This window comes from Curtobacterium sp. BRD11 (assembly GCF_031844345.1).
Lineage (GTDB): Bacteria > Actinomycetota > Actinomycetes > Actinomycetales > Microbacteriaceae > Curtobacterium.
This window is the reverse complement of sequence record NZ_JAUZUZ010000004.1, coordinates 20,230-39,808: the sequence shown is the minus strand read 5'-3', so window position 1 is coordinate 39,808 and position 19,579 is coordinate 20,230. Positions and strand designations below refer to the sequence as shown.

Here is a 19,579-nt window from a genome sequence, read left to right as displayed (position 1 = left end):
TAACGGTGCCGAAACACCCGTTCCCTAGCGTTGCCGCCACGAACCGATCCGACCGAGGAGGCACCGTGGCGCGCAGCACCGCACCCCGAGCGTCCTCGGCGTGGAACCGCGGGATGATCGCGCACGGCCGACGACCGGGCGACACCGTCGTCACCCGTCCCGCCACCCCGATCGGACCCCTGCATGGACCTCGTCACCGTCCGCACCCTGCGGACACCGTCGCACCGCGACGACCTCGCGCTCGCACCCGGTGAGCAGCCGCTCGCCGGCGGCACCTGGCTGTACTCCGAGGAGCAACCGGGAACCACCGGCCTCGTCGACCTGACCGGCCTGGGCTGGCCGGACGCCGAGCACACGCCGGAGGGCCTGCGGCTCGGTGCGACGTGCACCATCGCGGCGCTGCTGCGGCTCGACCCCGAGCCGGGGTGGCGTGCGTGGCCCCTCGTCGAGCGGTGCGCGAACGCCCTGCTCGCGTCGTTCAAGGTGTGGAACGCGGCGACGGTCGGCGGGAACGTGGCGACCGCGCTGCCCGCGGGAGCGATCACGGCGTTGCTGGTGACCCTGGACGCGACGGCGGTCGTCTGGACGCCGGACGGCGGGGATCGCCGCCTGCCCGTCGCCGCCCTCGTCACCGGGGTCCGCGCCACGGCACTGGCGCCCGGCGAGGTCGTCCGCGCGTTCGACGTGCCGGAGTCGGCGCTCAGGAGCACCACCGGGTACCGCCGTGTGTCGCTCAGCCCCCACGGTCGGACCGGCGCGCTCGTGACCGCGCGCTGGGACGCCGACGGCTTCGTCCTCGTCGTCACCGGCGGGACCCCGCGACCGGTCGTGCTCCGGTGGGACGCGGTGCCCACGGCTGCCGAGGTCGACACGGTGCTCGCCGCCCACGACGACTGGTACGACGACCCGCACGGCTCCCCCGACTGGCGTCGGGCGGTGTCCCGCCGCTTCGCCGCCGAACTCGTCGCCGAGGCCGGCGGCTCGGGTCTCGCTGCTGCGGAGGGGGACGCCCGATGAGGTTCGAGGTCGACGGGACGACCCTGGACGCCGCCCCGCAGCCGGGCCAGGTCCTCCGCACCCTGCTCCGCGAGCACGGGGTCACCAGCGTCAAGAAGGGCTGTGACGCCGGCGACTGCGGTGCCTGCTCGGTCCTGCTCGACGGGGTGCCCGTGCACTCCTGCATCACACCGGCGCACCGGCTCGAGGGTCGCGTGGTGACGACGGCCGCGGGCCTCGGCACGCCGGAGCAGCCCCACCCCGTGCAGCGGGCGTTCGCCGAGGCCCCCGGGTTCCAGTGCGGGTTCTGCACCGCCGGGTACGTCGTCACCGCGTCCGCCCTCGACGACGACCAGCTCGCCGACCGACACCGGGCGCTCAAGGGCAACCTCTGCCGGTGCACGGGGTACCGCGCGATCGAGGACGCCCTCGACGGCGTGCGCAACACGGCGTGCCCGGGTGCCGGGGCCGCCGTCGGCACGTCCGTCGCGGCCCCGGCGGCGATGCGGATCGTGACCGGGGGCGAGGAGTACACGCTCGACGTCCGCCCGACCGAGGCGCTCTTGCACGTGGCGGTCCTCGGCAGCCCCCACCCGCACGCCCGCGTCGTGTCGATCGACGCGAGCGCGGCCGAGGCCCTGCCCGGTGTGCACCTCGTGCTCACCCACCACGACGACCCCGGCGTGCTCTTCTCGACCGGGCGGCACGACTCGCGGCTCGACGACCCCGACGACACCCGCGTGTTCGACCGGGTGCTGCGGTTCCGAGGGCAGCGCGTGGCGGCCGTCGTCGCCGACAGCGTCCGGATCGCGGAGCAGGCGTGCGCCGTGCTGCGGGTCGAGTACGAGCTGCTGCCGAGCGTGCACGACGTCGACGCCGCGCGCGGCCCGCGCGCTCCCCTGCTGCACGGCGACAAGACGACCGCCGAGCACCGCATCGCCGAGCCCGGCCGCAACGTGGTCGCGGCCCTGCACGGCGAGACCGGCGACGTCGAGGCCGCGCTGGCGTCCGCCGTCGCGTCGGTCGACGGCACCTGGACCACCGGTCGTGTCTCCCACGCGGCTCTCGAGACGCACGCGACCCGCGGTTCGCTGGACCGGGACGGGAGGCTCGTGCTGCGGACCGCCACGCAGGTCCCGTTCCTGGTCCGCGACGAGATCGCGCACGTCTTCGGCCTCGACCCGTCGCGTGTGCGGGTGGTCGCCAAGCGCGTCGGCGGTGGGTTCGGCGGGAAGCAGGAGATGCTCACCGAGGACCTCGTCACCCTCGCCGTGCTGCGTACGGGTCGGAGCGTACAGTACGAGTTCAGCCGCCGGGACGAGTTCACGATCGCGCCCACGCGGCACCCGATGCGGGTGCGTGTCCGGCTCGGTGCGGACGCGTCCGGCCGCCTGACCGCGATGCACGTCGACCAGGTGATGGACACGGGCGCCTACGGGAACCACGGCGTCGGCGTCATGTTCCACTCGGTCAGCGAGTCGGTCGCCGTCTACCGCTGCCCGGCGAAACGGGTCGACGCCGAGTCCGTCTACACGAACAACCTGCCATCGGGGGCGTTCCGCGGGTACGGCCTGGGCCAGGTGGTGTTCGCGATCGAGTCGGCGATGGACGAGCTCGCGCGTCGGCTCGACCTCGACCCGTTCGAGCTCCGGCGGCGCAACGTCGTCGTTCCGGGCGACCCCCTCGTCGTGACCGACCCCGACGAGGAGGACGACCTGCGCTGGGAGGGCAGCTACGGCCTCGACCAGTGCCTCGACCTGGTGGAGGACGCGCTGCGCGCGCCGCTGCCCGAGGTCCCGGCGATGGACGGCCCGGAGCTCGACCCGCCCACGGCGGACGGCACCGGGGACTGGGCGTACGGCACCGGCATCGCGCTGGCGGCCATCGCGACGATGCCGCCCCGTGGGCACCACGCGCACGCGACCGTCGAGGCCACCACGGACGGCCGCTACCGGATCGGGGTCGGCACGGCGGAGTTCGGCAACGGCACGACGACCGTGCACACCCAGCTCGTCGCGACCGCCCTCGGCACCACGCCGGACCGGGTCGACGTGCACCAGTCCGACACCGACGCCGCGCAGTACGACACCGGTGCGTTCGGCTCCGCCGGTGTGGTCGTGGCGGGCAAGGCGCTGTTCGCGGCGGCCGAGGACCTCCGCGAGCAGCTGACCGCCCGGGCGCTCCGGATCGTCGCCGCGCGCACACCCCGTGCCGCCTCCGGGCCGCTCGGCCCCGCCGTCGAGGTCCTGCCCGGCGGCGTCCGCGTCGGTGACGAGGTCGTCGGACACGCCGAGCTCCTCGCCGAGGGACCACTGGTCGCACACGGCAGCCACGACGGCACCCCGCGGTCGCTCGCGTTCACGGTGCACGGTGCCCGTGTCGCGGTGCACCGACCGACCGGCGAGGTCCGGGTGCTCCACAGCGTGCAGGCCGTCGATGCCGGGACCGTCCTGAACCCCGAGCAGCTGCGCGGACAGGTCGAGGGCGGCGCAGCACAGGCGATGGGATCGACCCTGTACGAGGAGGTCGTGCTCGACGACACCGGTCGCGTGACCACCGACGCCTTCCGGTCGTACCGGGTGCCGAAGATCTCCGACGTGCCCCGCACCGAGGTCCGCTTCGCCGACACGCACGACCCGCTCGGACCGCTCGGGGCGAAGTCGATGAGCGAGGCCCCGTACAACCCCGTCGCCCCGGCGGTGGCGAACGCCGTCCGCGACGCGATCGGCGTGCGTCCGTACCGCCTGCCGATGACGCGCGACCGTGTCTGGGCGCTGCTGCAGGGCGACGCGACCGACGCCGGGGGTGCGTGATGTTCGAACTGGCACCGCGCCTCCTGGCCGTCCTCGACACGGGTGCACCGGTCGTCGTCGCGACGGCGGTCTCGATGACCGGCAGCGCGCCGAGCGGCGTCGGGACCTCGATGGCGGTGCTGCCGGGCGGACAGGTCGTCGGCACCATCTCCGGAGGCTGCGTCGAGGGCTCGCTGTTCCTCACCGCCGAGCAGGTGCTCGACACCGGCGAGGCGGTGTTCGAGCGGTTCGGCTTCGACGACGCCCCCGACGACCCCGATGCCGTGTGGGCCCCCGCGCTCCGGTGCGGTGGTCGCGTGGAGGTGCTCGTCCAGCGGGTCACGTCCGACGACGCCCTGCTCGTGAGCGCGCTGCGTGACGCCGCGGCCGGTCTGCCGACCTCGCTCGCCGTCTCGCTGGAGCCGGGGACGCTCGGGGTGGTCGTCACCGCTCCGGACGGGTGCCGCGACCGGGTCTTCGTCGAGCGCAGTGACCACCGCCCCCGCTGCGTCGTCGTCGGCGCCGTCGAGACCGCCGTCGCCGTGACGAACGCCGCCGCGGTGCTCGGCTACGCCGTGATCGTGGTCGACCCGCGGCCGGTGTTCCTGACGGACGAGCGCTTCCCGGCCGCGGACGAGCGGATCGTGGGCTGGCCGACGCGCGTGCTCGAGGGGTTGCCCGTGGACCGGACGACCGCCGTCGTGGTGCTCGCACACGACGACCGGTTCGACGCCGAGGTGATCGACCAGGCGCTCCGCCGCGGAGCCGGGTACGTCGGCGCGATGGGCTCCCGATCGACCCACGAGCGGCGGCTCGCGGAACTGCACGCGCTCGGCACGCCGGACCTCGATCGGCTCCGCTCCCCGATCGGTCTCGACATCGGCGCGCGGACCCCGGCCGAGACGGCCGTCGCGATCATGGCCGAGGTCGTCGCCGTGCGGACGGGCTCCTCGGGAGGGGCGCTGACCGGCGGGTCCGGCCCGATCCACCGCGTCCCCGCGCGGGTCCCCTGACGCACGATCGCCCGTCGCGGTGTGCACGGGCGCGTCGTGTGCGTCGCGGTCCTCCTCCTCGGCCGGCGTGCGGGCCGAGGAGGGACCAGACCGGGACGGCGCGCCCCTCCCCAGCTCGGTGGCTCGCGTTCAGACCGCGGCGGGGGTCCGGGCGAGGCGCTCGCCGAGCCGGGCGGTGATCTCGCGCTCGTCGCCCGTCACGAGTCGGAAGTCCCGGACGACCACCCGCCCTCCGACGACCACGTGCCGCGGCCGACGACCCGGGGACGCCCAGAGGAGCCCCGCGACCGGGTCCGCGACGCCGGCATCGGCGACACCCGAGACGTCCCACACGCACAGGTCGCCCGCGGTGCCCTCGCCGAGGTGCCCGAGCTCCGGCCGCCCCAGTCCCGCCGCCGACCCCTCCGTCATCATCCCGAGCACCTGGCGCGCGGGCAGCTGCGGCCCGACGAGCGCGGACACCTGCATCGCCAGACGCCCGTCCGCGAGCAGGTGTCCGGCGTCGTTGCTGCCCCCACCGCTCGTGCCGAGGCCGACCGGGATCCCGGCCGCCGCGAGCTTCGCGACGGGAGCGACCCCCCACCCCATCGGAACATCGCATCCCGGCGCGTGCGTCGCCGTGACGCCTGTGGTCGCTAGTCGTGCGATCTCGTCGTCGGTGACGTCGCAGAGGTGCGCGATCGTGACGTCGGGCGCGAGCCAGCCCCACTCGTCGAGCAGGTCGAGGGGCCGACGGCCGTACCGCTCGAGCGCGATCGCGGTGTCGACCTGCTCGTTCGCCTGGGTCCGGCGCCGGAGACCGTGCCGTTCCGCGACCTCGCCGAGCGCGCGGAACGTGGCCTCGCCGTCGGAGTGCACGCCGGCCGGACCGACGGCGAACTGGAGACCGCCGTCCGGGTCGACGCCGCCCACCGCACGCTCGTGCAGCAGACCGGTCGCGATCGCGTCTGCCGAGGCCGCTGCGCGCTCCGGGGCGTCCCGCGCCGACCCGCGCACGAACACGAGCCGTCCGCCGAGACCACGCACCCCGTCGACCGTCGCCGCGGCGAGCGCCACGGTGTCGTCCGTGCTCACGCCGGACGGCCAGTTCAGGTGGTGGTCGGCGATCGTCGTGACGCCGGACAGGAGGCCCTCCGCGGCTCCGGCAGCCGCCGCCAGTCCGTACAGCTCGGGATCGTGCCCGGCCCGGCCGTACGCCGCCGCCATGGTCGGCAACCAGTCGGCCATCGGCACACCGCGGGTGCCGGGCAGGGTGCGGAAGGCGGTCTGGAGCAGGTGGTGGTGCGCGTTCACGAGACCGGGTGTGACCACACAGCCGGACACGTCGAGGGTGGTCACGACCTCGCTGCCGTCGTCGATCACGACGTCGCCGTCCCGTTCGGTCCGGGGGTCGACGAGGACACGGTGTGCACCGGTGACGGTCAGCATGCGACGGTTCTAGCAGCCGCCTGTTTCCGGGGCGTGACGACGGGTCGCACGGTCTCGCCGACCCCGCCCGTTCCGGTCGACCGCGCCGCGCGGTCCGGGAAACCCGGCGGTGACACCCGCGAAACACGGGCACCCTAGGTTCGCCCCATGACGCAGACCCTGATCCGCGCCGGCTGGGTGCTCACCGCCGCACCGGACGGCTCCTCCACACCCGCAGCGATCCGCGACGGCGCCGTCCTGCTCGACGGGGACCGCATCGCCGCCGTCGGCACCTTCGCCGAGCTGTCCGCTGCGCATCCCGACGCACCCGTCCGCGGCGGCGCGTACGACATCGTGACCCCGGGCTTCGTGAACACACACGGCCACTTCAGCGAGGGGCTCATCACGGGCATCGGCTCGCAGTACACGCTGTGGGAGTGGCTCACCGCACTGATCGGCCGCGTCAACCCGGTGATGACCCGCGAGAAGGCGTACGCCGGCACGGTGCTCCAGGGCATCCAGCTCCTCCGGAGCGGTGTGACGACCGCGAACGACATGTTCTGCGCCGACCCGGTGCCCGACGAGCCGGCGACCCCGGGTGTCGTGCAGGCACTCGAGGACCTCGGGCTCCGCGGTGTCGTGTCGTTCGGCTCCGGCGACGTCGACCGCGACTTCGGCGCGACCCCGATCCTCGACGAGTTCGAGGCCCTGCGCGAGGCCGCCGACGCCAGCCGCTACAGCACCTTCCGCGTGGGCGTCTCGTCGATCGGCCGGTACACCGACGACACCTGGCAGGAGCACGTCGACTACGCGGTCGCGGGCGGCCACGGGGTGCACGTGCACTTCCACGAGGTGCGCGAGGAGGTCACCGCCGCCCGGCAGCGCACCGGTCGGACGGCGATCGGCCACGCCGAGGCGACGGGCATGTTCCAGGTCCCGGTGATCGCCGCGCACAGCGTCTGGGTCGACCGCGAGGACCGCGAGCGCTACGCCACGCACGGCGTCGGGGTCGCGCACAACCCCGTCGCGAACGGCATCCTGGCGAGCGGCATCGCGCCGGTCGCCGAACTGCGAGCGCTCGGCGTCCCTGTCGGGATCGGGGTCGACGGTCCGGCGTCGAACGACTCGCAGGACTTCCTGCAGGCGATGAAGACCGCGGCCCTGCTCGCCCGCGTCCGCGACCTGCAGGCAACCGCGATGAGTGCACGCGAAGCCCTCGAGATGGGCACGATCGGCGGCGCCCGGGCCCTGCGGATGGAGCAGGAGATCGGGTCGCTCGAGCCCGGCAAGCGCGCTGACCTGGTGGTGTTCGACGGCGACTCCCCCACGCTGGCGAACGTGCACGACCCCTACCAGGCGGTCGTCTTCGTCGCGGGCAGCCGTGAGGTCCGCGACGTCTGGGTCGACGGCGAGCTGAGCCTCGCCGACGGCGACGTCACGAAGGTCGACGTGCGCGAGGCGGTGGACCGCGCCCGCCCCCTCGCCCGCCAGCTCGTCGCCGAGGCAGGGCTGGAGCGCCTGTCGGCGCTCACCGGTGGCGCGCTCGACGACACCGAGCGTCCCTGACGGCGCACACGGACCGGGTGGGGGACGGGACCGGACGGGAGGCGGTGCGCACGTCGTGTGCACCGCCTCCCGTCCGTCTCGTCACCGGCGACGGCCCGTCACAGTTCCAGGACCAGGCGCGGGCAGCCGCGCCGCGCGCGTGAGACGCACACCATCATCGTGCGGTCGTCCGCCTGCTCCCCGGGGCTGAGCACGGTGTCCCGGTGCTCGACCGAGCCCTCGAGGACCGGGGTCTCGCAGGTGCCGCACGTGCCCTCGCGGCACGAGGACAGGACGAAGGCGCCGGCCTCCTCGGCGACCTCGAGCAGCGTGCGGTCGGCGGGGACGGTGACGGTGACACCGGTGACGGCGAGGTCGACCTCGAAGGGTTCCCCGGGGGCGTCGACGTCGTCGGCCGGTTCGAACCGCTCGACCCGGACGCTCCCGGCGGGCCAGTGCGCGGCGGCTGTCTCGACCGCGTCCATGAGTCCGCGCGGACCGCAGCAGTAGACGACGGCGTCCCGCGGTTCGGCGAGGAGGCCGATCACGTTCAACCGCGGGTGCTCGTCCGCCGCGGCGACGACGACCCGCTCGGGGTGTGCCGCCACGAGCTCGTCGACGAAGGCCATCCGGCTGCGGCTGCGGCCGGCGTAGTGGAGCTCCCAGGCCGTGCCGGCGCGTTCGGCGGCGACGATCATCGCCACGAGCGGCGTGATCCCGATGCCGCCGGCGACGAACACCGCGGGCCTGGTCGGGTCGAAGCCGAAGTGGTTGCGCGGTCCGGCGACCACGACCTCGTCACCGACCGCGAACCCGTCGTGCACGGCGCGGGATCCCCCGCGGCCGTCCGGTTCCCGGAGCACCGCGATGCGCCAGTGCCCCTCGGGCGTGGTCGTGACGAGCGAGTACTGCCGCTCGGTGCCCGGCGCGACCTCGAGGTCGACGTGCGCCCCGGGCTCCCAGTCGGGCAGTGGTGCGCCGTCGTCCGGTGCGAGGTCGAGCGCGACGACGTCGGTCGCGACCGCGCGGCGGGCGGCGACCCGCATGCGGCGACGCTCCGGCGCGGCGGTCACGCGACGACTCCGGTGCTCGGGGCCGCTCCGGCGCGTGGGGTCTCCTTGACCACGATCATGTGGAAGCGGCTGCCGTCCGCGCTGCACCAGCGGTGCCCGGTCCCGCCGCGGTAGTACGCGGAGTCACCCGGCCCGAGGCGCAGGGGCTCGTGGCCGCGGAGGTCGAGCAGGACGTCGCCGACGAGCACGGTGAGGAACTCGTCCTCGCGGTGCTCGAACCAGTCGCCGAGGTCGGTGTTCTCACCCGTCCACTCGAGCGGCTCGAAGGCGTGCGGGCCGGCGTGCACGAGGAGTCGTGCCTCGCCGCTCGAGAACGGGCCGCGTGCGCCCTCGCCCGCACGGATGACCTCGGGGCCCCGGTCGTCGTGGTCCGGCCGTTCCGGGGCGCCGGCGGCGAGCAGCTCGACCTGGGTGGTCCCCAGCGCGGCGGCGATCTTCTCGAGGGACACCATGCTCGCGCGGGAGTGCCCTCGTTCAACCTGGCTGAGGAACGGGTGCGACAGCCCGGTCAGCTCGGCGACCTGCACGAGGGTCAGTCGTGCAGCGCGTCTGCGGGCGCGGATGTGCTCCCCGATCCGCTGGGTCTGGTCGTCGACGACGCGGTCGGTCTCGGTGGTGGTGCCGGTGCTCACGCGCACTCCTCTCGGCCTGGTGGCGGCGCTCCGGTGCGGTGGTGGGCGGGTCGGACGAGTCCCCCGGTCGGAACCGTCGTTCCGGCCGCCCGGTCCGGCCGGGACGGGTGTCACACACGGCAACCGCCTCGAAACGAGAGGGAAACACTGCCGCCCTAGCATCGGAGATGTTGATGCGATCAACATTCTCACACACGATCGGGAGGCACCGGATGGACGCCGCAGCACCTCGCCAGGTCGGACTCCTCCGGTCCGCGCTGCTGCCGGACGGGCGCCTGGTCGACGTCGCGATCGACGGCGAGACCGTGACCGACGTCGCCTCCGCCGGCACGCTCTCGGCTCCCGCCGACGCCGTGCTCGACCTCGACGGACGCCTGCTGCTCACCGCACCGGCCGAGCCGCACGCGCACCTCGACAAGGCCCTGAGCGCCGACGCGATCCACCCCCCGCTCGGCGACCTCGGTGCCGCGATCGCCTCGTGGTCCGCGCACGCCGCCACGATGACCGTCGAGGACGTCACCGACCGGGCACGGACCGCCGCACTGGCACTGCTCGCCACCGGCACCACGTCCGTCCGCACCCACGTCGACGTGCTGAGCGGCCGACGCACCGCCGAGGACGCCCCTGCCCCGGTCGAGTCGGCCACCCGCGGCGCCCGAGCCCTCGTGCAGGTCCGCGACGAGCTCGCCGGCCTGATGGACATCGAGCTCGTCGCACTCGCCGGGCCGCTCGCACCCGACCACCACGTCGAGGCCGTCCTCGACTGCGGCGTCGACCTGGTCGGCGGCGCCCCGCACCTGGCCGAGGACCCGCTGGCCGACGTCGACCGACTGCTCGCGATCGCGGAGCGGTACGGGGTCGGAGTGGACCTGCACACCGACGAGAGCCTCGACGGGCCGGTCACCCTCGACCACTACGCCCGCGCCGTCCTGCGGATGCCGCGCACCGGCCGGCAGTACTCGGCCGGGCACTGCGTCCGGCTCGGCACGCTCGGCCACGAGCGCCTGGCCGAGGTCGTCACCGACGTCGCCGCCGCGGACCTCGGCATCATCACGCTGCCGATCACGAACCTGTACCTGCAGGGGTGGCAGCACCCGGTGTCCACGCCCCGGGGGCTCACCGCGATCCGCGCCCTGACCGAGGCCGGTGTGCGCGTCGCCGCGGGCGCGGACAACGTCCGCGACCCGTTCAACCCGGTCGGGCGGAGCGACGCCCTCGAGACCGCGAGCCTGCTCGTGTCGGCCGGACATGTGACGCCGGACCAGGCGTACGCGATGGTGAGCGACACCGCCCGGAGCGTGATGGGCCTCCCGGCCGCCGGCCCCGTCCCCGGACGGCGGGCCGACCTGCTCGCGATCGCCGCGACGAGCGTCACCGACGCGGTGGCGAACGCTCCGGCCGACCGCATCGTCCTGTCCCGCGGGCGCCTCGTCGCACGCACCGAGGTCCGCACGACCGTCGCCGCCCCGGTGTCCGTGCGCGCGACCGCACCCGTCCCCGCCTGACCCCCTCGCCCCACCACCGCGAACCCGTGACCCGAGAACCCGAGGTGCCCGTGACCACCACCGCCCCGCCGCCCGTCACCACGACGGACACGCTGCTCGACTTCCGGAACGTCGAGATGACCTTCCCGAACGGCACCATCGCCCTGCAGGGGGTCGACCTGACCGTCGACCGCGGGCAGTTCGTGTCCGTCGTCGGGCCCTCCGGCTGCGGCAAGTCGACGCTGCTGCGCATCGCCTCCGGACTCGAGTCGGCGTCCGACGGGTCCGCCGACGTCGCCGCCGACCGCATCGGCTACGTGTTCCAGGACGCGACCCTGCTGCCGTGGCGCACCGTGCAGGGCAACGTCGAGCTGCTCGCCGAGCTCGCGCACGTGCCGAAGGCCGAACGGGCTGCCGAGGCCGCTCGTGCGATCGACCTGGTCGGGCTGAACGGCTTCGAGACGAACCTGCCGAAGCAGCTGTCCGGCGGCATGCGGATGCGCGTCTCGCTCGCCCGGTCGCTGACGCTCGACCCCGAGCTGTTCCTGTTCGACGAACCGTTCGGCGCCCTCGACGAGATCACCCGCGAGCGCCTGAACGACGAGCTCCTCCGGCTCTTCGTGGAGCAGCAGTTCGCCGGACTGTTCATCACCCACTCGGTGTCCGAGGCCGTGTACCTGTCGACCGAGGTCGTCGTCATGTCCGGCCGTCCGGGCAGCATCGTCGGCCGGTTCGAGGTGCCGTTCCCGATGCCCCGCGACCCCGACATCCGCTTCACCCCCGAGTTCGCCGAACTGGTCGGCGAGGTCTCGCACGCGCTCCGGGAAGGACACCGCTGATGGTCACCCTGCAGGAGGTCGCCGAGACCCGAGCCGTCCGAGCGGCAGCACGCCGCACCGCACCGCGCGCCCGCCGGACCGTGTCGTGGTGGCAGCCCGTCGTCGTCCTCGCCGTGCTCGTCGGCATCTGGTACGCCGCGGCCGCCTACTACGACCACGTCCGTGGCCTCGCGTTCCTGGTGCCGTACCCGCACCTCGTGGCGAAGGCGATCGTCGCCCCGACGATGCCCGACGGCTCGCCCTCGACCTTCGGCACCGACCTGTGGGCCGCGCTCGGTCGCACCACCGTGGTGTCCCTCGTCGGCCTCGGCTTCGCGATCGTCATCGGTGTCGTCTGGGCGATGGCGATGGCGCAGGCGAAGTGGCTCGAGCGCTCGCTCTACCCGTACGCGGTGGTGCTGCAGTGCGTGCCGATCCTGGCGCTCGTACCCCTGATCGGCGCCCTGTTCGGCTACGAGTTCGCGAGCCGGGTCATCGTCACCGTGATGATCGCCCTGTTCCCGATGGTGTCGAACACCCTGTTCGGCCTGCAGTCCGCCGACCGCGGGCAGCGCGAGCTCTTCCGGCTGCAGCGGGCGAGCCGGTTCGCCCAGCTCGTGAAGCTGCAGTTCCCCGCCGCCCTGCCGTCGATCTTCGTCGGTCTGCGGACCTCGGCCGGCCTGAGCGTCATCGGCGCGATCGTCGGCGACCAGTTCTTCCAGCGCGGCAACCCCGGGCTCGGCGTCCTCATCCAGGTGACCGCCTCGCGCCTCATGGGGCCGGAGCTCTACGCGACCATCATCATCGCCTCGCTCTACGGCGTCGCCGTCTTCCTCGTGTTCGGACTGATCGGCCGCCTGGCCGTCGGTCGCTGGCACGACTTCAGCTGACCCGCGTCGCGGCGCTCTCCCCCGGCCGCCGCGGCGCGGGTCGCCCCGACTCCCCTTCGCTTCCCGTCCCCCTCACCGACCCACAGCACCACGAGACCCGCACCACGAACGGAGCCTCCATGCGCACCACCCGAACCACGACGCGGATCGGCGTCGCGACCGCAGCCCTCGCCGCGACCGCCCTCACCCTGACCGGATGCGCCGCCGGCTCGTCCGCCGGCACCGCGGCGTCGAGCGCCAGCGCGAAGGCCGCGACCGGCCCCGCGATCGACCTGTCGGGCGTCTGCCCGGCGACCGTCGTCGTCCAGACCGACTGGAACCCCGAGGGCGAGCACGGCCACCTGTACGAGATGCTCGGTCCGAACCCGTCGATCGACGCGTCGGGCAAGACCGTCACCGGCGACCTGTACGCCAACGGCAAGAGCACCGGCGTGCAGCTCGAGATCCGCGCCGGCGGCCCCGCGATCGGCTACACGAAGGTCGCATCGCAGATGTACCAGGACAAGGACATCACCCTCGGCTACATGTCCACCGACGAGCAGGTGCAGTTCTCCGGCAACCTGCCCACCACGGCCGTCTTCGCCGAGAACGACTCGTCCCCGATGTCGATCATGTGGGACCCGAAGACCTACCCCGACGTCGACTCCATCGAGGACCTCGGCAAGGAGCTCGAGAAGAACGGCGGCGTCGTCCGCTACTTCAACGGTGCCGCGTACATGACGTACCTCGAGCAGTCCGGCATCCTGCCGAAGAAGGTCCTCGACGGCAGCTACGACGGCACCCCGTCGAAGTTCGTCTCCGCCGGCGGCAAGGACGCCCAGCAGGGCTTCGCCACCGCCGAGCCGTACATCTACCAGAACCAGGTCGCCGCCTGGGGCAAGAAGGTCGCGTACAAGCCCATCTCGAGCACCGGGTGGAACCCCTACCCCGAGGCCGTGTCCGTCCGCACCGGCGACCTGTCGAAGCTCGAGCCGTGCCTGCAGAAGCTCGTGCCCGTGATGCAGCAGGCCGACGTGGACTACCTGAAGGCGCCCGAGGCCACGAACGACCTCATCACGCAGCTCGTGCAGCAGTACAACAACGGCTGGACGTACGACTCGAAGGTCGGAGCGTTCGCGGCGAAGCAGATGGTGGACCTCGGTCTGGCGAAGGACACGGACGGCTACATCGGCTCGATGGACGAGCAGCGCATGCAGGACTTCATCGACAAGGCGAAGCCCGTCTTCGCCGGCACCGGTGACGTGAAGAGCGACCTCGCACCGTCCGACCTGTACACGAACGAGTTCCTCGACAAGTCCATCGGACTGGGCAACTGACAGCCGGTCGGCCGCGCGCGTCGTGTCGGCCGACCACCCGTCGGACGGGAGGCGCGGGGCACGCCCGCCCCGTGCCTCCCGTCCGCTGTTCCCGCACCACCCACCCACAGGAGTGAGCATGACCACCGTCACCCCCGCCTCCACCACCCCCGACACCGCCGTGTCCGCCGCGGCGCTCGCGGCGCTCGGCGCCGACCTCGTCGACCTGCTCGGTGAGCGCGGCGTCAGCGCCGACGAGCGCACCCGCGCCCGCGCCTCCGTCGACGAGGCGACCATGAGCCCGATCCTCAGCGCGCAGCTGCCGCTCGGACTGGCCGACCTCGTCGCGTACCCGGCGTCGGCGGACGACGTCGCGGCCACCCTGCAGGCCGCCGTCCGGCACGGCGTCCCCGTCACGACCCGCGGCAAGGGCACCGGCAACTACGGCCAGGGCATCCCGCTGCACGGCGGACTCGTCCTCGACACCTCGCGGGCACGCGCCGTCGTCGAGGTCGGCGACGGGTGGATCACCGCCGAGGCCGGCGCGTCGATGGTCGCCCTCGAGCAGGCCGCGGCCGCCGCCGGGCAGCAGCTCTGGATGTACCCGTCCACCGCGCAGTCCACCATCGGCGGGTTCCTGTCCGGTGGCTCCGGCGGCACCGGTTCGATCGCGCACGGCTCGAACTGGCAGGGGTTCGTCACCGCGCTCGACGTCGCACTGCCCGGCTCGGACCAACTGCTGCACGTCGAGGGTGACGAGGCACAGCCGTTCGTGCACACCTACGGCACCGCCGGTGTGATCGCCCGGGCGACCGTCCGCCTCGAGCCGCTGCAGGAGTGGCGTGCGGTCTACGCGTCGTTCCCGACCTTCGAGGACGCGCTCGTCGCCGTCCGGACCCTGCGCGGGCTCGACCCGGTGCCGCGGCTCGTCAGCGCCGACCGGCCCGAGGTCGCGGCCACGCTGCCGTCCGACACCGCGATCCCGGACGACCGGGCGAGCCTCCGCGCGATCATCGACGACGTCGTGCTCGACGAGGCCCGCGCGCTGGTCGAGCAGGCCGGCGGCACCGTGTCCGACGTCCGCGAGGGCCTGCAGCAGACCACCAAGGTGTCGATGCTGTCCTACAACCACCCGATCTGGTGGCTCAAGCGGAACACCCCCGACACCGAGTACTTCCACGTCGAGGTCGGCGGCGAGGCGCTCATCGACCGGATCGCCGAGGTCGAGGCCGTCTACCCGGGCGGGATGCTGCACATCGAGGCGGCACACGTCGGCCCGATCGGCATGCTCACCGCGCCGTACACCGGGGCCGAGGACGTCTACGCGGGCTACCCGGTGCTCCGTGAGCTGGGCGTCCGGGTGCACAGCCCGCACCAGTACTACGTCGACCACGGGGTCGAGGAACTCGTGGCACTGAAACAGCGCACCGACCCCGAGGGGCTGCTCAACCCGGGGCACGTCATCGACCCGTCGCTCGTGGTCAGCGGTGGCTCGACCGCGTCGGCGCAGCCCGTCGTGCCGGGGTTCGGCAAGTGAGCGGCGCCGTACGCTCGCGTCGTCTGGCGGAGCTCTCGGGGCCGGCGGTCGCCGCCGGCTTCGGACCGGAGACGATCGTGGTGCAGCCGACCGGGGCCGTCGAGCACCACGGGCCGCACCTGCCGCTCGTCACCGACTTCCTGCTCGCCGACCACATCGGCGGCGCGGCCGTCGAGCGGGCCGCTGCCGAGGGCCTCGACGTCTGGCAGCTGCCGACGCTGGCGTTCACGAAGTCCGACGAGCACAGCTGGGCGCCGGGCACGGTGTGGCTGGACGAGTCGACGATGTTCGACACCGCCGTGCAGATCGGCCGTGCCGTGGCGCTGACGGGTGCCGGGTCGCTGGTCTTCGCGAACGGGCACGGCGGGAACGTCGCCCTGCTCCAGGTCGCCCTGCGCGAGATCCGGAAGCGGTACGGACTGAAGACGTTCCTCATGCCGACGCTCGCCCGGATGCCCGGTCCCGCCGGCGAGGACGCCGACGAGCGCGGGTTCGGCATCCACGGTGGGGCGGCGGAGACGTCGATGATCCTGCACCTGCGGCCCGACCTGGTCGACATGTCGCTCGCGGAGCGGTGGGTGCCGGACCACCTGGCAGCGTTCGAGAAGATCCGGTTCAACGGTGGGCCGGTGTCCTTCGGTTGGTTGTCGAACGACTTCGGCACGCCCGGGGTCGTCGGAGACGCGAGCCGGGCGACCGCGACCTACGGGCAGGTGCTGTGGGACCTGTCCCTGGACGAAGCCGTGGCGTCCCTGCACGAGATCGCCCGCTTCGACCCGGCGGTCGCGAAGCCCGCCGCCGCTCCACTCGTGTCCGACGTGGTGACGGTGCCGTGACCGTCCTGCCGGGGCAGGCGGCGGCCGCGCAGGACGACGCTGCCGCCACCCCGGCCGACCCGCTCGAGCTGGCCGCCGCGTGGCTCCCGGCCGCCGAGGACGGACCCGGCCCCACCATGACCCTGTCCACACTCGGCCTCGACGGCTACCCGTCCGCCCGGACCGTGCTGCTCTCGCGGTTCGACGGAGCGCGCCTGCACTTCCACACCGACAGCCGGAGCCGCAAGGCCGCCGAGCTCGCCGCGCTCCCCCGCGCCGCCGTCACCCTCGTCTGGCCCGAGGCGGCGCGGCAGCTCGTGGTCGTCGGGGACGTGGCACCCGTCACCGACGCCGAGGCCCGCGCCGCCTACGCCGCCAGGACCCGGTACCTGCAGGTGCTCGCGTGGGTGAACGACCACGAGGCCGCCGCCGACACCCACGGGCGACGACGGGAGCTCTGGGCGGCGTTCGAGCGTCAGCGACCGGGTGCCGGGCTCGAGCCACCGGGCACCTGGACGGGCTACGCGCTCACGCCGGTGCGGATGCTGTTCTGGCGCGGTGCGACCGATGCGGCGAGCAACCGGCTCGCGTACGAGCGCCACGCCGACGGCTCGTGGGCGCAGGAGTCGTGGCCGGGCTGACCAGCCAGCGGCAACCGGCATCACCGGGTCAGGCTGAGCGGATGATCTCCACTTGACGCGCCGGCAGGGCGTTCTTCGATGCTGACGCCAAGCGCGCCGGCAACACCACACCAGCGGTCCGCGCCGCGAGGTAGTCGACGAAGACACCGACGGAACTGTCAGCGCTCGGCTGATCACCCTCGCGGCGCATGTCATCGGCACCTCGGACGTCGAGCGCTCCGTCGACGTCCATGACCGACACTCGCCGGACACCGTCGCGCGTCTTGACGAAGACGTTGGCGAACCCGCCCACTGCCTCGATGCGACGGAGGAGCACCGGAAGCCGTTCGTCCTCGAGTGCGACCACCACCGGCGATCGTCCCTCGACGTCGACGACCTCGAGTTCGATCTCCGCGAAGCGGCCGACCGCCAGAGAACGATCGACTTCCTGACGGAACGCGTCGAGTTCATGCATCGTGCTCGCGCCTGCCCTTCATGTCCCGGATTGTAACGGCGTACTCGAAGACGCGGACCGACGCTTGCGGGAAGAGCCTGTCGACGTCCTCGACGCAGTGCAACGGCGCGATCGACGAGACCGAGCCGTTCGTGTGGTGGAGGTGGACGTGTCCGTGGCAACAGTCCGCCCGTGCCCGTTCGACCCACTGCCCGTCGAGGTCGACCGCGAGCACCACGATCGCGAAGTCGACGAGTTCGCCGTTGCACCGGAACAGTCGATGGTCGATCCGGATCGTGTCGGCATCGTCCACGCTCTGGAACCACGAACGCTCGGAGCAGTCGTCACGCCGGGGCGGACGGTACAGGCCGCGATCCTGGTCGTCGAGACCCGCCGACAGTTCCTCGTGCGCACGGCGTTGGTCCCGTCGTGCTCGCTGCGTGCGCCGGACCATGCCGGAACGATAGTTGCGGGTCGAGCGGGCCGGCGAGGAATCTGTATGCACGCACGGTGCTGTGCGACGTGGCGCGCGAACCGGCGTCAGCGGAGCGTGATCTCCCGGATCGTCGCCGACACCGTGGTCGGATCGTCAGCCCTGGTCTGCGCGGAGCACGACCACTCGACCGGTTCCGTCGCCTCGCCGTCTTCCACACGTTGTACCGAGGACTCGCCGGTGACGATCACGGTGGTCACCTCGTCCGAGCCCCCCGGCCCGTCCTCGACGGACGTCGACCGGGTGTCGACGACCTTCCACGGGGTCATCCCGTACCCGTCCCGCCACCAGGCGACGATCGCCGGCCCGACCCTCGTCTCGCACGCCGCCCGCGCGACCCCGTCGAACGAGGTCTGCTGCTGCGTGCGCCCGGTGAGCACGACGAGGGCCACCACGACAGCCGTGGCCGCGACGGTGCGGGTCCTCATGGAGTCATGGTGCAGGACGCCGCGCGGTACGTACAGCTCCTGCCCTGGCGACGGCGAGCGAGGCACTCCCCGGCGCTCCGGACGACGCCGGCATCCGCAAGAGACGACGGCGTCGTCGCCAGACGAACTCGCTCCCCCGAGACACCGCCGGATCACCGGGCGTCTCGCTCGACCGGCGGCGTCTCAGCACGACACCGGCGTCTCGCTGCGAGCTGCGAGCCGCAAGCGGCGAGCGGCCCAGGACGCTCGCGCGGCAAGGAACATCCCCGGGAACGACGAAGGCCCCGTCGCAGTGCGACGGGGCCTTCTCAGATGTGCGCTCGAAGGGACTCGAACCCCCAACCTTCTGATCCGTAGTCAGATGCTCTATCCATTGAGCTACGAGCGCATCCGGTCTTGCGACCGATGCTGGCCTTGCGGCCGTGGAAGACTCTACAACAGGTGCGGCGCGGAACGCCAATCGAGCCGCGCCGCACCGAGCCCTCGGCGTGTCGCGCCGTTCAGACCACGGTCGGCTCCTCGTCGAACACCTCGGCGAGGAACACCTGCAACGCCTGCCACGAGCGGCGGTCGGCGCGCTCCTGGTACTGCGCCCCGTGGTCCGGCGCATCGGTGCCCGGCACCGCGAACGCGTGCATCGCGCCGGCGTAGGTGGTGACCTGCCAGTCGACCGACGGCACCGCGCGCATCTCGTCCTGCCACTCGGCGACCGTCGTGTCCGGCACCATCGGGTCCGCTCCCCCGGTGAGCACGAGGAGCTTCGACCGGATCGCGGACGCGTCCGAGGGCTCGTGCACGATCAGGCCACCGTGGAAGGACACTGCGCCGGCGAGGTCCGCACCGGTGCGCGCGAGTTCGATCGCGCCGGAGCCGCCGAAGCAGTACCCCATCACGACGATGCGGGAGTGGTCGACGTCGGGGTCGTCGCGCAGCCGGTCGAGCCCCGCGGTCAGCCGGGCGCGGAACAGCGGCAGGTCCTGGTAGAACGAGCCCGCGACCTCGCCGGCGGTGTCGTCGCCGGGACGGACGCCCTCGCCGTAGACGTCCGCACCGAAGGCGACGTAGCCGAGACGGGCGAGCATCGTCACCCGGGCCTCGACGTGCTCGTTGACGCCGTGCCAGTCGTGGATCACGAGGACGGCGGGGCGGGGCCCCGACACGGCGTGGTCCTTCGCCAGCACACCGAGGAGCGCGGTGCCCTCGTGGTCGTAGCGGACGGGCTCGACGCGGACGTCGGAGCCGGCGGGGACGGGGACGGTGGACAGGACGTCGTCGGTGGTCTTCACG

General features: G+C 73.1%; 18 protein-coding genes and 1 tRNA gene. 11 read left to right on the top strand and 8 right to left on the bottom strand.

Translation table 11 applies throughout. The features are described 5' to 3' along the window. Positions 1 to 183: 183 nt before the first annotated feature. From Q9R28_RS10230 to Q9R28_RS10220, 3 genes are read left to right on the top strand one after another with little or no spacing between them, the layout of a single operon-like run. Complete coding sequence (locus Q9R28_RS10230) at positions 184 to 1,017, top strand: xanthine dehydrogenase family protein subunit M (protein ID WP_209685654.1); 834 nt, start codon at positions 184 to 186, stop codon at positions 1,015 to 1,017. After that, positions 1,014 to 3,809, top strand: coding sequence for a molybdopterin cofactor-binding domain-containing protein (locus Q9R28_RS10225; RefSeq protein ID WP_209685652.1), 2,796 nt, complete (start codon positions 1,014 to 1,016; stop codon positions 3,807 to 3,809). The genes Q9R28_RS10230 and Q9R28_RS10225 overlap by 4 nt, the downstream gene beginning before the upstream one ends. Beyond that, complete coding sequence (locus tag Q9R28_RS10220) at positions 3,809 to 4,801, top strand: XdhC family protein (protein WP_311206021.1); 993 nt, start codon at positions 3,809 to 3,811, stop codon at positions 4,799 to 4,801. Before Q9R28_RS10225 ends, Q9R28_RS10220 begins: the two co-directional genes overlap by 1 nt. A 129-nt stretch (positions 4,802 to 4,930) precedes the next feature. Here Q9R28_RS10220 and Q9R28_RS10215 read toward each other — a convergent pair whose 3' ends face one another. Beyond that, positions 4,931 to 6,229 carry an amidohydrolase family protein gene (locus Q9R28_RS10215; RefSeq protein ID WP_311206020.1) on the bottom strand — a complete coding sequence of 433 codons (1,299 nt, stop codon included), beginning with the start codon at positions 6,227 to 6,229 and terminating at the stop codon, positions 4,931 to 4,933. A gap of 147 nt (positions 6,230 to 6,376) precedes the next feature. Between Q9R28_RS10215 and Q9R28_RS10210 the strand changes: the two genes are divergently transcribed. Next, positions 6,377 to 7,774, top strand: a complete 1,398-nt coding sequence (locus tag Q9R28_RS10210) for an amidohydrolase family protein (RefSeq protein ID WP_311206019.1) — start codon at positions 6,377 to 6,379, stop codon at positions 7,772 to 7,774. A 98-nt stretch (positions 7,775 to 7,872) separates the two neighbouring features. Here the strand turns inward: Q9R28_RS10210 and Q9R28_RS10205 are convergent, their stop codons facing one another. Both Q9R28_RS10205 and Q9R28_RS10200 read right to left on the bottom strand, forming a co-directional pair. Then, a complete protein-coding gene (locus Q9R28_RS10205; protein ID WP_311206018.1) occupies positions 7,873 to 8,826 on the bottom strand; it encodes a PDR/VanB family oxidoreductase in 954 nt (317 codons plus the stop codon). Further along, on the bottom strand, positions 8,823 to 9,458 hold the full coding sequence (locus Q9R28_RS10200) for an XRE family transcriptional regulator (protein WP_251154512.1): 636 nt from the start codon (positions 9,456 to 9,458) through the stop codon (positions 8,823 to 8,825). The genes Q9R28_RS10205 and Q9R28_RS10200 overlap by 4 nt, the downstream gene beginning before the upstream one ends. A gap of 212 nt (positions 9,459 to 9,670) precedes the next feature. Here Q9R28_RS10200 and Q9R28_RS10195 point away from each other — a divergent pair, with 212 nt between their 5' ends. From Q9R28_RS10195 to Q9R28_RS10165, 7 genes are all read left to right on the top strand, one after another. Next, a complete protein-coding gene (locus Q9R28_RS10195) occupies positions 9,671 to 10,963 on the top strand; it encodes an amidohydrolase family protein (RefSeq protein WP_311206017.1) in 1,293 nt (430 codons plus the stop codon). Positions 10,964 to 10,989: 26 nt separating this feature from the next. Continuing rightward, entirely contained in the window at positions 10,990 to 11,781 is a 792-nt protein-coding gene (locus tag Q9R28_RS10190) for an ABC transporter ATP-binding protein (protein WP_251154510.1), read from the top strand. After that, positions 11,781 to 12,650 carry an ABC transporter permease subunit gene (locus Q9R28_RS10185; RefSeq protein ID WP_311206016.1) on the top strand — a complete coding sequence of 290 codons (870 nt, stop codon included), beginning with the start codon at positions 11,781 to 11,783 and terminating at the stop codon, positions 12,648 to 12,650. Before Q9R28_RS10190 ends, Q9R28_RS10185 begins: the two co-directional genes overlap by 1 nt. Before the next feature lie 119 nt (positions 12,651 to 12,769). Continuing rightward, the gene (locus Q9R28_RS10180) at positions 12,770 to 13,966 is read left to right on the top strand and encodes an ABC transporter substrate-binding protein (protein WP_311206015.1); all 1,197 of its coding nucleotides are present in this window, start codon (positions 12,770 to 12,772) and stop codon (positions 13,964 to 13,966) included. Between the two features lie 118 nt (positions 13,967 to 14,084). Then, the gene (locus Q9R28_RS10175) at positions 14,085 to 15,482 is read left to right on the top strand and encodes an FAD-binding oxidoreductase (RefSeq protein ID WP_311206014.1); all 1,398 of its coding nucleotides are present in this window, start codon (positions 14,085 to 14,087) and stop codon (positions 15,480 to 15,482) included. Next, positions 15,479 to 16,318 carry a creatininase family protein gene (locus tag Q9R28_RS10170; RefSeq protein ID WP_251154506.1) on the top strand — a complete coding sequence of 280 codons (840 nt, stop codon included), beginning with the start codon at positions 15,479 to 15,481 and terminating at the stop codon, positions 16,316 to 16,318. Before Q9R28_RS10175 ends, Q9R28_RS10170 begins: the two co-directional genes overlap by 4 nt. Beyond that, a complete protein-coding gene (locus Q9R28_RS10165) occupies positions 16,315 to 16,938 on the top strand; it encodes a pyridoxamine 5'-phosphate oxidase family protein (protein ID WP_311206013.1) in 624 nt (207 codons plus the stop codon). The genes Q9R28_RS10170 and Q9R28_RS10165 overlap by 4 nt, the downstream gene beginning before the upstream one ends. A gap of 28 nt (positions 16,939 to 16,966) precedes the next feature. Here the strand turns inward: Q9R28_RS10165 and Q9R28_RS10160 are convergent, their stop codons facing one another. The 5 genes from Q9R28_RS10160 to Q9R28_RS10140 all read right to left on the bottom strand — a co-directional run bounded on the left by Q9R28_RS10160 (position 16,967) and on the right by Q9R28_RS10140 (position 19,578). Then, positions 16,967 to 17,392 carry a hypothetical protein gene (locus tag Q9R28_RS10160; RefSeq protein ID WP_311206012.1) on the bottom strand — a complete coding sequence of 142 codons (426 nt, stop codon included), beginning with the start codon at positions 17,390 to 17,392 and terminating at the stop codon, positions 16,967 to 16,969. Beyond that, on the bottom strand, positions 17,385 to 17,825 hold the full coding sequence (locus tag Q9R28_RS10155; RefSeq protein WP_251154503.1) for a hypothetical protein: 441 nt from the start codon (positions 17,823 to 17,825) through the stop codon (positions 17,385 to 17,387). The genes Q9R28_RS10160 and Q9R28_RS10155 overlap by 8 nt, the downstream gene beginning before the upstream one ends. A gap of 86 nt (positions 17,826 to 17,911) precedes the next feature. After that, the gene (locus tag Q9R28_RS10150; RefSeq protein WP_311206011.1) at positions 17,912 to 18,292 is read right to left on the bottom strand and encodes a hypothetical protein; all 381 of its coding nucleotides are present in this window, start codon (positions 18,290 to 18,292) and stop codon (positions 17,912 to 17,914) included. Positions 18,293 to 18,607: 315 nt separating this feature from the next. Beyond that, a tRNA-Arg gene (locus Q9R28_RS10145) sits at positions 18,608 to 18,680 on the bottom strand. A 112-nt stretch (positions 18,681 to 18,792) separates the two neighbouring features. Then, positions 18,793 to 19,578, bottom strand: coding sequence for a dienelactone hydrolase family protein (locus tag Q9R28_RS10140; RefSeq protein WP_271826772.1), 786 nt, complete (start codon positions 19,576 to 19,578; stop codon positions 18,793 to 18,795). Position 19,579: the final 1 nt, after the last annotated feature.